Raw genomic sequence first — 16,514 nt, 5'->3', positions numbered from 1 at the left:
ATAATCCTAAAGGTATAACATAAGGATACTGTTCAGATTGGCTAATCTCTTTTTATTGCTTTATAAAAATGTGGGAGGCATATAAGGTATTTAACATTTATTTTCTACTATCATTTATTTTTTATAATATGTCATAGTAAATGTTAATAGAAACTACTCTTCTTCTATACTTTCTATGATAGGAGGTACATAAGAAACGAGAATTTTATCGATTCTCGTATGATCCATATCCATAACTTCAAAGGTATATCCATCCCACGATGTACAATCCCCTTCTCGTGGGATACGTCCAAATAATAAATTTAATAAACCACCCATGGTTTTATATAAATCATCTTCTTCCCGTGGTAAATCTTTGTGGATATGGAAAAATTCTTTAAATTCGTCTACGTCCAGTAATCCATCGACAAGCCAAGTACCATCGTCTCGTTCTACGATGCGATTTTCCTCTTCCTTGATTTCCTCTTCACCAGACGGCATGAGACCTACGATTTCTTCCATAATATCATGCAAGGTAACAAGACCGCTAAAACCGCCATATTCGTCGAGGATGATAGTTTCATGTACCCCTTCTGTACGCAAGGTGTTCAATAATTTCATGAGAGAAATAGATTCCGGCATGAGGAGTGGTTCGCGCAAACAAGATTTGATAATGTTGTGAATTGACAATGTAGACGCGCTGTCGGCGCTTTCACGATTCTGCATAATTTGAACCAGCACATCAGACACGGTAATGAAACCCTTAAATTCATCTAGTGAATCTTCGCCTACAGGAATTCTGTGATAATTCGCATTTTTTAACACATCCATAATGTCCTGTTCATCGCTATTTATGTCAATCCATTTCAACTGCGTTCGTGGCGTCATTACATCACCGGCATTCATGTCTGCTAAATGGAAAATATTTTCCACCAAAATCGGTTCCTCTTCTTCGTAGGCGCCCATAGCAACCCCTTCGGTGAGCATTTTATTGATTTCCGATTCCGTCACCGGTGCTTCTTCCTTGATTTTTACACCTAACAATTTGAGTAAACATTCCGTAGATGCGCCTAGGAATAACACGATAGGTTTTAATGCTTGTGAAAGCCAATAAATTGGCTTTGCTACTAATACGGCAATGGTTTCAGGACTGTTGAGTGCCAAGCGTTTTGGCACTAATTCGCCCATGACGAGGGATAAATAAGTGATAATGGCAACGATTAAAAAGGAACTAATGGAAGCAGCATAGGCACTGATACTAGGAATAGCTTTCACCAATACATCCTCAAGAGGACCTGAGAAAGTAGCGCCAGAATAAAGACCTGTTAAAATACCTACCAAAGTGATACCAATTTGAATAGTGGAGAACATATCATTTGGATTCTCAGCCAGTTCAAAAGCCTTTTTGGCACGTTCATTACCAGACTCTGCCATCTCCTCGAGGCGGCGTTTCTTGGCATTCACGATGGCGAGCTCCGTCATCGAAAATAGACCATTGGCGATAATCAATGCGATGATAATGATAAAATCTAAGGTCAGATCACTGTCCATGTGGGGTTGCTCCTTTACGTAAAGAAAAATTATAATAGTATCATTATAACATAAAACAGCAGAGCTGGAGCTCTGCTGTTTTATGTGTCTTTTGTAGCAAATATACTTGTCATTACATTTACAAATATATCTTCTTTATGGATTATGGTATACATCGATAGTATAATAAAATTGTTACTGCCCCAGACTGGTAACAGGAAGGGGGTGTAGAGATGCTAGAAGTCTTAATTTCCTTAATAGTGTCCATCATAGCAGGTGTAATTACCCACTATATCTGCAAGTGGCTAGATGAATACTTAGGTCAGTAACTAGCCCGAAAAAAGCAGGGCTGCCACCCTGCTTTTTTCATTTGGCGTGCAAAAATGCGATGCCTTAATTTCCTTTGTATTATTATATTACATCTAGAACTATGATTTGTAAAGGTATAACAATGATTGACGAACAACAATGGGAACAGATACTACAGATAAAAACGTCCGGTCGCGATGATAGTCGGTCTGATGGAGATCATCATCCATACGAGGCAACGGATTATTGTGTTCTTGAACGCCTCGCTAATAGTGGATATATTGGCAAGAAACATACGCTCATTGATTACGGCAGTGGTAAGGGACGGGTCGCTGTGTTCATGGCGTATCAAACAGGATGCCACGTTATCGGAGTAGAGTACGATGAACGCTTGTACGAACGGGCTCTTATCAATGGTGAAAGCGCCGCCGCACGCAACAGAGTGTCATTTGTATTAGGCGATGCTGCCACCTATGAAGTGTCAGAAATAGTAGACCGCTGTTTTTTCTTTAATCCTTTTCCATTACATACTATCAAACGTGTATTGTCGAATATATTTGACTCCTTTCACAAACAAGAACGGCACATTCAATTGTTTTTCTATTATCCGTCACAAGAAACAGAACAGTTTTTAAATAACCATTGGCGATTGGAATTGGACGATACCATTGACTGTGGAGATTTGTTTGATGAAGATGATGAAAAAGAGAAAATACTGGTGTATAGCGTTACGTATTAAATAGACTTTTTAGTGATTTTGAGGATATGTATATTTGTAAAAAAACATATCTTTATGAGTACGTGTTACAAATGTTTGACGACTTTAGATTATTTTTATGTAACATCCCCAATTTATCGCAGAAAAACAGTGTAATTTTTGATATAATGGTACATTAGGAATAAGTGTATATCACAAAGGAGGACGCCATGGAATATATAGAAACAGCAGTAATAGATACAATTCGGGACGGCCTCATTCATCAGTATGACAAAGATCAGCAAATGCAGCAGTTAATTGAGGAAATCGGTGCTGAAGCGGGACTTAGTGAACAGGAATTGGCCATTGTGTACCAAGCGTATTTAGAAATCAAGGAACGTATGCAGTATACGGCGAATCTCGTGGAATTGTGGAATCAAATTGAAGCGGTGCAGCATCGTATGTCATTGTTACATAGTTATGATAACTTGGAACATGATTTACTAGGTGATGATATGACAGAAACTAGTGAACGGAATACCTCTGACTTGGTTGATATAGCAGATACTAAAAGTAAAGAAGATAGAGAAAGTAACGAAGAAATAAAATTTAATATAATAGACGTAGATAAACAAGTTTCTATGTCTAAACAAGAGAAGAAATCTGCTAAAGAAAAACATCATCGTTCAAAAGAACAAAAGAAAATTGATAAATTGTTGAAAAAACAAATGAAGCGCATTGAAAAAGAATGGGCTAAAATCTCCGGTAAACTTACTAAAGGTGAAATATCGTCTAAATCTAAAGAGGAAAAGGCTGCTAAAAAAGCAGATAAAAAGGCAGAAAAAACTTTAGCAAAAGAAAAAAAAGCTGCTAAGAAAGCAGCCAAAAAAGCAGATAAAGCGTTAGAAAAAGAAAGTAAAGCCGCCAAGAAAGCCTCTAAAAAAGCGGCGAAGCAAGAAATCAAAGGGTCTAAAGAATCTAAAAAATTAAAAAAAAAGAAATTATCGTAGCATGGAAACAACATTCCACACATGCGGGTGCTACGATAGACCGTGGTTGTGGTAAGTGTAAGCGCTGTAAAGGCTCTAAGTGTGGCAAATATCCAAAGTAAATAGTAATTTAACAGAAGTAAATAGCAATTTAATAGCAGATAGATAATTAAAAATTTTAGTATAAGGGGATTAGACATATGATGAATCGCTGGGAACGATGGATTAGTGGTATTCAACAGGAAGCAAAAGCTTTTTTGTTTATGGCTATCTTAATTACCATATTCCGAGTTGTTTTTTTAACCTTATTTCAATCTCAGCTATCTCATACATCATGGGCTGATATAGGAATGTCTTTGTGGCTTGGGTTTAGATTGAGTCTGAAAACCGTAGGTGCCATTACATTGGTAGGATTAGTATTTGCTACATTATGTCATGTCATCACGAGCCATTGGCCTGCTCAACGGATACGAAACATTTGGTATACCATTGTTACAATAGTCATGACCTTACTGTTTTTTGGTCGCATTCCATTCTATACTATTTTTAATTCATCTTATAATGCGATGCTCATCAATGGTAAACACGATGATATACAGGCTATTATTAACACGGCTATCAATGAATACCATGCCATTCCATTTCTCATTGGTGCGCTGATAGTAGGTACTCTATTGAGCTGGTTGTTGGTGAAATTGCTTAACATACCTACTTTAGTTTGGCAACCTAAGTCTAAACGAAGTCAATGGATGACAGGCATAAGCAGTTTGGTAGGATTTGTTATTTTATTTATTTTCTTTCGCTTTGGTGGAGCTTTCAACTATACCCATTCTATTAATTGGGAAAGCGCGGCTCGACTCAATTCTAATTTGCTCAATGAAACGATATTGGACGATGCACAGGCTCTATATCGTGTGAAAGCTATCGCAGAACGGACTCGTCAGTTAGAAACCGTTCAATTTACACCAGATGAATTGAAACAACATATCGAATCTGTAGGTGGGCATTGGAATGGAGCAGGTTTTGATGAAGCTTTCACAAAAACAATTAGTATCGAACGATTACAACAACAACCCCAATCTATTCATATCATCCTCGGTGAGTCTTATGGATTATGGCCATTTCTAAGCAAATTTAATGAGTTAGGTTCCTATATCGTCAGTGAAGGTCGTTATGTTGAACAGCAACCGAATGCGATGCATACGCAGTACGCATTAGCACAAGGAACGGGAACTATGCCTGCTATTAATGGTCTATTAACAGGTATGCCGGATACGGGATTATATCCTAATTATGAACATATGAGTTACGAACAACCCTATGGTTTAGGTGTTGGTCCTGTAATGAAAGATTTAGGTTACAAAACTGTATTTTGGTATGGTGGTTTTAGTACATGGCAAAATGTGAAAGCTTTCGCCTTAGCACAAGGTTTTGATGAATTTCACGATGCGTCAGAAATGCAAAGTGAAGAATCCAATGCGTGGGGTGTAGCAGATAAAGATATGTTTGCAGCTATATTTGCGTATATGAATGAACACAGAAACGAGAAAATCCTAAATGTCATTATGACTACGTCGAATCATCCGCCATATAGCATTGATGTCACCAAAGAAGGCTTTGATGCAGAATTTGTGCGCAGCCATCTGCCAGAATCAATGACTAATACAGATCAACAAATTAATGAAATCGGCCATATTTGGTACGCAGATCATGTAATGGGTCAATATATACGAGAAGAACAACAACACGATCCATCGGCATTATTCGTTATTACCGGTGACCATAGTGAACGATTCAACTTTGCTACCGAACAAGAACCAAAGGTGGCTTCTACCATACCACTTATCTTCTATGGTCAAGGAATCAAACAAGAATGGCTTAGACCCGATGCATTTGGTATGAGCATCCAACTTATCCCTACTTTGGCAGAATTAGTAGGACGACCTGGTCAAACATATACATCTATGGTACCGAGTTTATTTGAACCTTATTCGTTCGTATTTAACCATCGATTGTGGATGGATGCGAATGGCATCTACATAGAAAATAAGGACATGCCAAAATCCTATCAAGATTATATGAACACCATGCGACAACTGGCGGCGTGGCGGATAAAACAGGGGAATAAGGTGGAGTAAAATAATCTATATGATTAGGAGAAAAGCATGTAGTTTGTAATTGTATTGTTTATAAGAGAGCAAGGGGGAGTCTATGAAATTACTATCAGTCATTGTTCCTGTATATAATGTAGAGCCATACCTCAAACAGTGTATTGAATCTATTATTCATCAAACATATACATATTTAGAAATTATTCTTGTTGATGATGGATCTACTGATAATAGTGGAACTATTTGTGATACGTATGCAAATCAAGATTCTAGGATAAAGGTAATTCATCAACATAATGGTGGCTTAAGTGCGGCTCGAAATAGAGGGATAGATGAAGCAACTGGGGACTATATTGCTTTTGTTGATTCTGACGATTTTTTAGACTTAACTATGTATAGTGTATTAGTAGATGCTTTAGAACAACATCAATTAGACATAATCGAATGTAATGCTTTTAGATATAAGTCAGAGAATAATATAAAATCTTATAAAAATGATGGAGCTTTGACTATATATAATCATGATGAGGCTTTAAAGCTATCTTTATGTGATGGATTTACAGCGGCTTGGAATAAATTATATAAAAGAAGTGTGATAGATACCGTTCGATTTCCTATAGGTCGTAAATTTGAAGATTCTGCTACTTCCTATTTAATTATGCATAATGCTCAAAAGATAGGTCACATTGATACATGTTTATATTATTATAGACTTAATCCTAACTCTATAACGCAAACATCTTTTGATGCCAAATCAAGATGGGATTTTGTTTTAGGCTATATAGAACGATTAGAATTTGCTATGCAACAACGACTACCATATGTTGATGCTTGTAATAGTTTGTTGATGAAATCTGTATTATCATGTTTAACAGCCTATTATGCACAGCCTAATGAGTCAAATAGAATATATTATGAAAAATGTGCAGAATTAGTTAGACAATATAGAAATCAATATTCCTATAAGATGCTTAGCACTAAATATAAATTATTTTTATGGGCTTTCAATCGTTTTGATGTTATTCATAAGTTGGGAGCTAAACTATCATATTGGCGTAAACAAATTAGAGTTACAAAATAATAGAAAGATAGTAGAAGTTATTTACTAGATATTATTTTATGAGGTACATATGTCTACAGTAACAGTTATTATTTTGGCAAAAAATGAAGAACAGAATATTAAGGACTGCATCGATACGGTAGGATTTGCTGACGAAGTATTGGTTATCGATGATTTCAGTACGGATCAGACGCCGGAGATAGCGGCATCCATGGGTGCCCGCGTAGTACAGCACGCTATGAACGGTGATTGGGGTGGTCAACAAACATTTGCCATTCAAGAGGCGAAATCGAAATGGATTCTATTCCTTGATGCGGACGAGCGGATTTCTCCTGAATTAGGTGCAGAAATCGTTACGGCTGTGCAAAAGGATGAGCCAAAGGCATATTGGATGCAGCGGCGAAATAAATTTCATCATAATAAGGCCACTCATGGCGTATTGCGTCCCGATTATGTATTGCGCCTCATGCCTGCAGAAGGTAGTTATGTAGAAGGCTATGTGCATCCGGCTATCATTACACCTTATAAAGAAGCAAAATTACAGGGGCCTATGTACCATTACACATACGACAATTGGCAACAATACTTCAACAAATTCAACAATTATACTACTTTGGCAGCGGAAAAATATAGAGATGCTGGTAAATCCTGCTCTTTTTTTAAGGATATTATCATTCGTCCTAGTTGGGCTTTTTTCAAGGTATACATCTTGGATAGAGGATTCTTGGATGGCAAAATGGGATTTATTTTGTCTGTAAATCACTATTTCTATACCATGATTAAATATGTGAAACTATATTATTTGCTCAAATCCAATGGTAAATTGTAGTAGAAATATGATAGCGAATCATATTGCCATAATGTGTTTTCTCTATGATGCAGTATCAAATTAGTATCGAATGCTTAGAAGGCTATATTATTATAAGGAGGTTCTACCGTGCGCGTTGCAATTCTTGAAAGTATTATCATGCCTGCCGGTCATGAGGTGGAATTTGATCGTCTCATCATCAATGAACTGAAACGTCAAGGCCATGAACCTGTATTGATGGTACCTGAAGGCTTTACCTTTAAGGTGGACTATGGAGTAGAGGTATTGTATCTTGCAGGTGGTCCTGTGGTAACCTATGCAGGTGCTTCGAGATGGAAGAAACCATTTCTGTCGATACTCCGCGAAAAACGACGTCGCGGGTGGTTTAATTCCGCTGCTCGCCTTATCAAAGAACATCGTTGTGATGCTATCATCATTCCTACGGCTACTTATCGTTATGTGAAAGCCCTCTTAGATACGGAGCTCAAACATGCACAAGTGCCAGTACATCTCATTTTTCACGGCATTGGCAAAGGAGAAAATGAGCGTTTTATCAAACAAGCAGAGCGGGCTCATCAGTATGACAATATCTATTTAGATGTCATCACCTTGCGCGATGATATGTTACGCAGTGATTTGCCGCGCGTTCGCGCTGTGGAACCTCCGGTGTTTACTCCATCTACAGGGGAAACGCCGACATTTATTACACACCAACCGTTGCGACTGGGGTTTTTCGGTCAATTTAGAAAAGAAAAAAACATCATCCCTTTGTTGGATGCTTTCAAAACCGCTACTTTCACAGGTGCTGTAAAGCTTCTCGTACAAGGGGCGACGGCGAAACTAGAAGATGGTGAGTTGTTTGAGAATATTGCGAAAGAGTACAATGATGTGGATACTATCGAATTTCTCCATGCTAACCTTATCGGTTCCGATTGGGACCGTGCCCTCCTGTCCGTTGATGCTATTCTCATGCCTTATGGCGCTGAGCGGTATCGCTATCACTGGAGTGCTATGCTCTATACTGCCATCGGTTTTTACAAACCATCCCTTATGTCACCGGAAATTAATCCAGAGGTGCTCGCTCATTATCGAATTGGTGAAAGCCTCGATATATCTTCGGTGGATACCATTCGTAAGGGACTTGAAAAATTTGTGAATCAAATGATTGAACATCCTGAGGTGTACGAAGAAGGGCTAAAAAAAGCTAATGAAGATTATAGTCACAGACAGCTAATTACATCTATATTGAAATCGTAATCTTAAACACATACAATCGTATAGTAGTGAGGAGAGTGTATGTTCCAATATATAAAAGAACAGTGGGCTAATGGTCGCGCCATTTATGGTAGTAAATCATGGCGTGAAACTCGCCGTGTAACTTTGCATTTTTTGCGTACTGTGTTGCATAAATCGGAAATGATGGAATATAAATCATTTTTTGCTAATTATAAACCAGATCCACATATTTTAGACAAACAAGAAGGCTTATATGAATTGATGAGTCGTATTTTCTTATTTAAAGACTCTACATTGCGGGAGCGTATCGATGCTGTAAAAAATCATTTTACAACTCTTGAAACAGTATTCACGAGTGAAGCCATTGAATTGATATATAATCCTGATGAATTAAAACCAACAGGTTTGGAACAAGGTATTTTATTGTGGCGTGACGAAGAATTAAACATGACGGCGCATCTTAATTTCATGACTGGTCAACGTAAGGAAGGTTTGTTTACGATATTGTTACAACTTGGTAATGAAGGCGTATATCACGCCAACATTCGACTTGGTAAAGGCTTAAAAGGGGAACCAACATTGTGGATTGGTACTATCCAAGGATATAAAGATGGTCTTGATAATGCGAAACACATTACGAAAAAAATGTTTGGATACCGTCCAAAGAACTTTATTGTGTTCCTTATTAGAGAACTGGCGAAATATTGCCGTGTAGAATCCATGTATGCTGTGTCTGATGAAGGCTTTTACGCTAACACCCATATGGTGCGAGGTCATAAAGCAAAGGTAGCAGAGCTAGACCCATTGTGGGAAGATATTGGTGGTACCATTACTACAGATCCGCGTTTTTACTCTATACCTGTAGAAGAATACCGTAAACCATTAGAAGACATCAAATCACAAAAACGCAGCCAATACCGTAAACGCTACGAATTATTGGATGCGTATGAACAACAAATTGGAGAAAATTTGAAACCATATTTAAAAGAGAATAATCATTAATATGTCGATTTACTTTGGTGTTTTTTGATTCGTCGATATATTGATAGTATTTTATTTTTTAATGAAAGTTTTGAAAATAATTGGTTAAAATTTGCTGTGCGATATTTTGAACGCAATAATTTAAACTCTTCTGTATCGCGGTCTTTTATAGTGGATTCTATTGTATCATCCACATAGGTTGGACTAGGATATACTGAATATAAATCACAGAGGTTTAAATAATAATAATATCTATATACATCTATTTCAAATGATAAAGGTGTTTGTGCTGCTATTATATTTTGGGCAGCCTCTTTATTAATTATATAAGCATAGGCATCCATAAAACGTGGTGTAGAGTAGATAGTAAAAGGATTGAGAAATTTTACTTTTGTATAGTATGTTTCGCTAGCTTTTAAGGTAAGTACACAAGGACCTTTATGTGTTTCTACAAATTGATATAATTCTTGTAATATATCTAATGATAAAGAGTCGGTAAAATGTACGTCATCTTCAAAGACTATTAATGCTTGATGAGATGATGCAATCAACTGTTTATATAATGAAAGATGACTTAAGGCACAACCAATTTCACTAGGTGTTAAACAGTTTGTTTCTACAACAGACTGATGTAATTCTAGATTTGATATATTTTTTCCCATAATGGCATCGAAATAACGTGGTTCTAATCCAATTTTTTTGCATTGATTAGCAATGTGTTCTCTTCTTTTGGCATTATTCTTATCGGAAATAAAATAATAATTCATAGAGCCTCCTTGTTAGTATATTTTTGTCGATTAAAATCGTTATATATGATAGATGTATTAAAGTTAATATTATAAATATATAGGATGCAATATTGATGAATAAAATTGTATATTATATTTGGAATGTCTCTATTATAGCCCTTATAGTTATTAGTGTAATTCCCTTTTCTACAGGATTATCTAATGTAGTATTAGGCATATCTATTATATGTGGTATTATATCATACAAGAAATTAGAAATATCAAAAAAATCAAAATTATTAATTATAGCTTATTGTAGTCTATTGGGTAGTTTGTTGATTGCAGGTATATATAATGGAACAGTACCAGGGAAAACGATTTCCTTTGTAACTTGGACATTACCTTTTGTATCTATGATACTAGCTAATCATTTATATAGAATACAGTCCTATATAGTTTGTATTGTATCTATTAGTGGTGCTTTGTTAAGTTTAATAGCTATATGGGAAAGTATTGGAAATAATTCAATGCCTCGACTTGTATCTATATTTTCAAATGCTAATATACTGGCCAATACATTGATTCAAGTATTGCCATTTTCTATAGTGGGATTTATGAAAATATATAAATTCTATAGAATTCAAGCTTTTATTATACTGATCACTATATTGCTAAATGGGTATGTATTAATCCATACATATTCTAGAGGTGGTTTTGCTGGATTTATCATCGGTGGCGTTATAGCATGTATGCTATATGGTATATTAAATAGGTGGAACAATACATTTGCTAAGATAACAATTATAATTGGTGCTTTATGTATTAGTGTTCTTTCGTATTTAGCAATTAACCCATCGTTGTGGGCAAGAAATTATGATAATGAACGATTACTAATTTATAAATCTAGCATTAATATGTGGTACGATTACCCAGTATTTGGTGTAGGATTAGAGCAGTGGAAATATTATTATAAAGAGCAATACATTTATCCAAAAGCAAAAGAGCCTAATGTATCACATCCACATAATACCTTTTTATATTTTCTCACTGGTTCTGGACTTATCGGTGCTTTGGGTTACATTATATTTAATATTTTGTGTGTAATATATTTAATTCGTAACTATTTAAATGATAGGAATCATATAATGTATTTAGCTATGTTATGGGTTACATTGGGTATTATTATACAAGGATTTGTGGATCTTAGCATGGGGCATCGATTTGCAATACATCTATATATGCTATTATTGGGATATATAACATATATAGATAGTACTTATAGAATTAATAATGAGTTAGTTTCTAGGCATAATCAATAGATAAAGGAAAAAACACCTATTATCATCAAATTTATTCTGATGATAATAGGTGTTTTATTTAGACTATAACATTCATATCGTTTATAACATAGTTATTATTGTTTTATGGACCGAATCATGTCCTTAAGTTCCTCTATTTCTTGTTGTTGTGTTTGTACTGTATGTTGCAGATCTTCTACTTGTTTTGTCAATGTTTTGCGAGATACGGATGCGGTGTCGTGAGAACCGATTTTAACGGATATGCCTGCGTTGAGGACGGTTTCACCATTGCCGACAGTGGACCCTATGCTGAGCTGCATATCCTCGTTTGGACGGTAGAAAGCTCCGAGGGCTGCGGCATTACCGTTTTTGTAGTGACCGTAACCTGCGGCTACGTCCCATTTTGCATTTTCATCGAAATCGAGTGGATGCAAAGCTGCTAACGCTGCGGCACCAGCTACGGCACGGTTCATTCGATTATCTAGTTGACGAACATTGGAGTTGATAGATTTAATCGCTGTCGTATTCGTATCGATTAGACGACGGTTGTCAGCAATATTGTTGGTATTGTTATCAATCTTTGTCGTATTAGCATCGATGAGACGACGATTATCCGCAATATTGTTGGTATTGTTATCAATCTTTGTCGTATTAGCATCGATGAGGCGGCGATTGTCAGCAATATTGTTGGTATTGTTATCAATCTTTGTAGTATTAGCATCGATGAGGCGACGATTATCCGCAATATTATTAGTATTGTTAGTAATATTTTTAGTATTTTCATCGATTAGACGACGATTGTCAGCAATATTGTTTGAGATGTTATCAATCTTTGTAGTATTAGCATCGATTAGATGGCGATTATCCGCAATATTGTTTGTGTTGTTGGTGATATTTTTAGTATTTTCATCGATAATGCGACGGTTGTCAGCAATATTGTTAGTATTGTTGGTAATATTTTTCGTATTAGCATCGATGAGACGGCGGTTGTCAGCAATATTGTTTGAGATGTTATTAATCTTTGTCGTATTAGCGTCAATGAGGCGACGGTTGTCAGCAATATTGTTGGTATTATTAGTAATATTTTTAGTGTTTTTATCGATTAGACGACGATTGTCCGCGATGTTGTTTGTGTTGTTGGTGATATTTTTAGTATTCGCGTCGATAATGCGACGGTTGTCCGCGATATTATTTGTGTTATTGGTAATCCGTTTAGAATTATCAGCGATTTGTTGTGTGTGATTGTTAATTGTGGTTGTATGATTGTCCACTTTGGTTGTGAGATTTTTAATATCGCTTGTATTGGTATCGATTTGTTGTTGTACTGTTTTTAATTGTGCCACGTTGACGGCGTCGGTATCGTTTGTGCCAGCTGCGACAGATGTAATTTGTCGGGTTAATCTATTATCTACGTCACCTACAGATACGGCAGCTGCTGTGGATTTCCATGTTGGTGTTGTATCGGTAGATGCTTTTTTGGTGCTTGTGTCATAACCTACGGCACCGGCTGCAACAGTGGCTTTTGAATATGTACCGAGGGCTACACCGTTATCTACAGAGGCAACTGCATTGGAACCAATTGCGAGGGACCCGCTTTCACTAACAACAGCATTCTCACCGATGGCGATAGCATAGTCCTTTTGTGCATTGCTGTTATGACCGATAGCGACAATATTGCTGGCAGTGGTAGTCATGTTTTTATTCGCATCAGCAGTACCGATGATGATGGCGTGTTCTGAATCATTGACTGTGTGATTATCGCCCATAACGAGGGAATTTTCAGTGTTTTTTGCTGTATTGTTTACGCCAATTAGCGATACATGTTGTGTTGTATCTGCTTTATTTCCGCCACCGAGAATCATGGTAGCACCGCCGCTATTGGATGCACGCACAGAATTGCGTAATTGTTCCGCGAATTCTGGAACCGTACCAGTAGCACTAGTCGGTACATTTGTTAAACTCGTATGGGAATTGATAATTTCATTGCCTGCGCCGTAAATAAGAGAACCATTGGAATTATTGGTGCGGTTCGCTACGCCCGATATAGTGTTAGCAATACCGGAATATCTATTGTTAGAGGTTTCTGATTCAATACTATTTAATGAACCGGTAATGGTAGCACCTAGATTTTGTGTGGCATAGCCGCTAAAAGCAGAACCATTATAGGCGCCAGTAATGATGGAATAGGAACCTGTAATGGTGCTGTGAGCACCTTGGTTATAACTATTGGTGCCTATAGTGGTAGCATTAACATTGATGTTGCGAGAACGTGTAGCACTAGATTGGACACTAGTTGCATCGCCCATAGGGCCATCAAAATTGTGAGAACCGATCATAATACTACCGCTACGGGCGTAGGTGTTATCGCCGATGGCAATACTGCCAGCTAATTTTTCTGGGTTATCTGGTATTTGTAAAGTGCCTAGCCAGTTGCCAGCATGGTAGGTAGATTGACCAAAGGTGAAATTAGATTCTTGTTTACCTGTCATATTTTCTGCAAATGCGTTTCTACCCATGGCGATGCTGCCACCTTGGCTGGCATAGTTGTTTGTCTTGGCGCCTGCACCAATGGCAATATCCCCAGTGGCGGCACTGGCACCATTGCTATAGGAGATAGTAGCGCCTTTGCCGATGGCCACATTCTCTGCTTTAGGTGCACTACTGCCGGTGCCGACAGCGACACCGACGCCTGATCCTGGGGTGGTGTCTACCGCACCTGCTACGAGTAGACTAGATGCCAATGCCCCTTGAATTAACATGGATAATAAGAAATGCCGTTTTCGCATAGTAATCCCTTCTTTCAAATTAATACATTGAAAAGGCATATTCATGTAAAGCTCATGAATTCTCAATTATATTGTAGCATATATGGGAGAAAATACATTATAAAATTTATGTACCGATTATAATACATGATTTCTATCGGTTATTTCACTGTTTTTCACTGATATCACCGATTTGCGCACGTTCTTAATGTTTAGTATGATGCAACTAGGCCTAGGCAGAAAGGATATAGTTATGAGTAGCATACAAAATCGAACTATAGTAGAACCTACCAAGACCGTTGTTTGTTCGCCTGTTGTATTAGCAGCTGTTACGGATGTGAGTTTAATACGTATTTGTCAATCTCCGTTGATGACTGTGCAAAGTTCTAGTCAAGAGGTGGTGGATTGCTCAGGGTTGACCTTAGATGCAGCGCAGATTGAATTATGTCGTCGGTATAGACCCCTTATTTTGAAATATGCTCGTTTATCGTCCCATCAAACGGTGGCGGATGATGTGGAATCATTTTTATGGATTGTATTCCTCGAAGCGGTTCAGAGTTATGACACATCAGGAGATATTCCCTTTGCTGGATATGTTAAATCCATGATGCATTATGGTCACTTACGATTTTTTAAACAAACAACCCGTTGTTGGCGTCATGAAATTTCTTATCCTGCGGTCAGTGATGGTGAAGACGGTACTCTGATATCGATGGAACAATTTGCTGATACGGTCACAGTAGAATCTACTGTGTTAGACAAATCAGAGGAAGATTCACTACGTCATACATTGTGGTCTGCTTTGCAACGATTAACCCCTGACCAACAGCAATTGCTACATAATGTATATGTAGAAGGTCATTCTTTCACATCGATTGGGCGTAGAGAACACATTACACCACAAGCCGTACAAAACCGTCATAAAAGGGCATTGCAACGGTTACAGCAGTATATGATGATTGCTACCAGCAGTTCATCTCAAGGTATAAATTAAATAAATATTCTAAAAATCGCGATTTATATATTTACAAGTAATTATAATAGGTATACAATAAACTCATAAGAGCGGAGGCGAATTTTCATACAATATATGCATATACAATTTATGGTGGGAATATTCCTTATATTACTTTATTCTTTGTAAAGAAAGGAAAGTACAGCCATGTATATCAAATTGGATACTGATACAACACTAGAACCAGTCGCAGACAATCAATTTCACGATGTATACGGAGATCCTAGCAAATACATTTGCTGTGTATTGCCTCAGTATGTTAACGGTACAGATGGTACGCATTGTTATTATGCGGATGGGCGCGAGGTCGTTGTAGAACAATCTATGCGTCGATTTTTGCGTAACTTGCTTCGCGATGAAGGATGGGGCGTATCGCCTATTCGTCCTGTAACGGGGGTAAAACCTGCATATACAGATCCGCGTACCTATGGACCACATATGACGATGGCATTTTTGAAAGTACGTCAACCGATTGGTCGTGATATTGTATATGGTCAATTCAATGTGGTATTACCTGAATCGTACAGGTTGAAACCGGGTAAAACACCAGATACTTGCTATATTTGCTATGGTGATTTTGAACCTATTATGGTGTACCATTCCATGCAACATACACAACGAAAATTGCGGGAAGCCTTGCAAGAGCATATGTATTATATGCGGCGATGGTTTGCGTATATGAAATTGACTCGTAGCCGTTGTGTTGTATCTGAACTGTTTTATGCTTGGGATCACTTGGCACATAAATAATAGGAAACAGAAGATTAACCTTTGTAACACTTGTTGGTACAGAAAACATGAAATACGGCTATTTTATATAGTTAGTGAATTAATAATTAGGAGTTGGAACAGATATAATTTAATTGAGATATAAGTACGGTATAGCAATAAGTTGAATGAACTCTTGTTTATAATTTATCTGTTAGAGGTAAAGTATAGGACTAGAGGTAAAAATAGGACGGTGACAACCGTCCTATTTTTTTGAAAACACATTTTATTGTATATAGT

Annotated in this window: 13 protein-coding genes; 10 read left to right on the top strand and 3 right to left on the bottom strand. The window is 37.1% G+C overall.

All coding sequences use genetic code 11. The annotated features are described in order from the left end of the window. Positions 1-153 precede the first annotated feature (153 nt). Positions 154-1,530, bottom strand: coding sequence for a hemolysin family protein (locus tag EO120_RS07160; RefSeq protein WP_127134803.1), 1,377 nt, complete (start codon positions 1,528-1,530; stop codon positions 154-156). Positions 1,531-1,960: 430 nt separating this feature from the next. Between EO120_RS07160 and EO120_RS07155 the strand changes: the two genes are divergently transcribed. The 7 genes from EO120_RS07155 to EO120_RS07125 all read left to right on the top strand — a co-directional run bounded on the left by EO120_RS07155 (position 1,961) and on the right by EO120_RS07125 (position 9,721). After that, complete coding sequence (locus EO120_RS07155) at positions 1,961-2,557, top strand: SAM-dependent methyltransferase (RefSeq protein WP_127134802.1); 597 nt, start codon at positions 1,961-1,963, stop codon at positions 2,555-2,557. A 188-nt stretch (positions 2,558-2,745) separates the two neighbouring features. Beyond that, positions 2,746-3,525 carry a hypothetical protein gene (locus EO120_RS07150; RefSeq protein ID WP_127134801.1) on the top strand — a complete coding sequence of 260 codons (780 nt, stop codon included), beginning with the start codon at positions 2,746-2,748 and terminating at the stop codon, positions 3,523-3,525. A gap of 182 nt (positions 3,526-3,707) precedes the next feature. After that, a complete protein-coding gene (locus EO120_RS07145) occupies positions 3,708-5,642 on the top strand; it encodes an LTA synthase family protein (RefSeq protein WP_206512479.1) in 1,935 nt (644 codons plus the stop codon). Positions 5,643-5,715: 73 nt separating this feature from the next. After that, complete coding sequence (locus EO120_RS07140) at positions 5,716-6,696, top strand: glycosyltransferase (protein WP_127134799.1); 981 nt, start codon at positions 5,716-5,718, stop codon at positions 6,694-6,696. Between the two features lie 49 nt (positions 6,697-6,745). Next, entirely contained in the window at positions 6,746-7,504 is a 759-nt protein-coding gene (locus tag EO120_RS07135) for a glycosyltransferase family 2 protein (protein ID WP_127134798.1), read from the top strand. 108 nt (positions 7,505-7,612) lie between these two features. Further along, positions 7,613-8,740, top strand: coding sequence for a glycosyltransferase family protein (locus EO120_RS07130; RefSeq protein ID WP_127134797.1), 1,128 nt, complete (start codon positions 7,613-7,615; stop codon positions 8,738-8,740). A gap of 39 nt (positions 8,741-8,779) precedes the next feature. Further along, the gene (locus tag EO120_RS07125; protein ID WP_127134796.1) at positions 8,780-9,721 is read left to right on the top strand and encodes a VirK/YbjX family protein; all 942 of its coding nucleotides are present in this window, start codon (positions 8,780-8,782) and stop codon (positions 9,719-9,721) included. On the opposite strand, the gene EO120_RS07120 is transcribed toward EO120_RS07125, so the two are convergent. After that, complete coding sequence (locus tag EO120_RS07120; RefSeq protein WP_127134795.1) at positions 9,718-10,467, bottom strand: glycosyltransferase family 25 protein; 750 nt, start codon at positions 10,465-10,467, stop codon at positions 9,718-9,720. The genes EO120_RS07125 and EO120_RS07120 overlap by 4 nt on opposite strands. 95 nt (positions 10,468-10,562) lie before the next feature. Here EO120_RS07120 and EO120_RS07115 point away from each other — a divergent pair, with 95 nt between their 5' ends. Further along, a complete protein-coding gene (locus EO120_RS07115) occupies positions 10,563-11,747 on the top strand; it encodes an O-antigen ligase family protein (RefSeq protein ID WP_127134794.1) in 1,185 nt (394 codons plus the stop codon). A gap of 95 nt (positions 11,748-11,842) precedes the next feature. Here the strand turns inward: EO120_RS07115 and EO120_RS07110 are convergent, their stop codons facing one another. Next, the gene (locus tag EO120_RS07110; RefSeq protein WP_241234914.1) at positions 11,843-14,512 is read right to left on the bottom strand and encodes a YadA-like family protein; all 2,670 of its coding nucleotides are present in this window, start codon (positions 14,510-14,512) and stop codon (positions 11,843-11,845) included. Positions 14,513-14,744: 232 nt separating this feature from the next. Here EO120_RS07110 and EO120_RS07105 point away from each other — a divergent pair, with 232 nt between their 5' ends. Both EO120_RS07105 and EO120_RS07100 read left to right on the top strand, forming a co-directional pair. After that, complete coding sequence (locus tag EO120_RS07105) at positions 14,745-15,485, top strand: sigma-70 family RNA polymerase sigma factor (RefSeq protein WP_164725734.1); 741 nt, start codon at positions 14,745-14,747, stop codon at positions 15,483-15,485. Positions 15,486-15,653: 168 nt separating this feature from the next. After that, on the top strand, positions 15,654-16,256 hold the full coding sequence (locus EO120_RS07100) for a hypothetical protein (RefSeq protein ID WP_127134792.1): 603 nt from the start codon (positions 15,654-15,656) through the stop codon (positions 16,254-16,256). Positions 16,257-16,514 lie beyond the last annotated feature (258 nt).

It is taken from the genome of Veillonella caviae (genome assembly GCF_003992125.1).
GTDB classification, from domain to species: domain Bacteria; phylum Bacillota; class Negativicutes; order Veillonellales; family Veillonellaceae; genus Veillonella; species Veillonella caviae.
The sequence above is the reverse complement of the archived record's forward strand: the minus strand, read 5'-3'. Positions and strand labels throughout refer to the sequence as shown.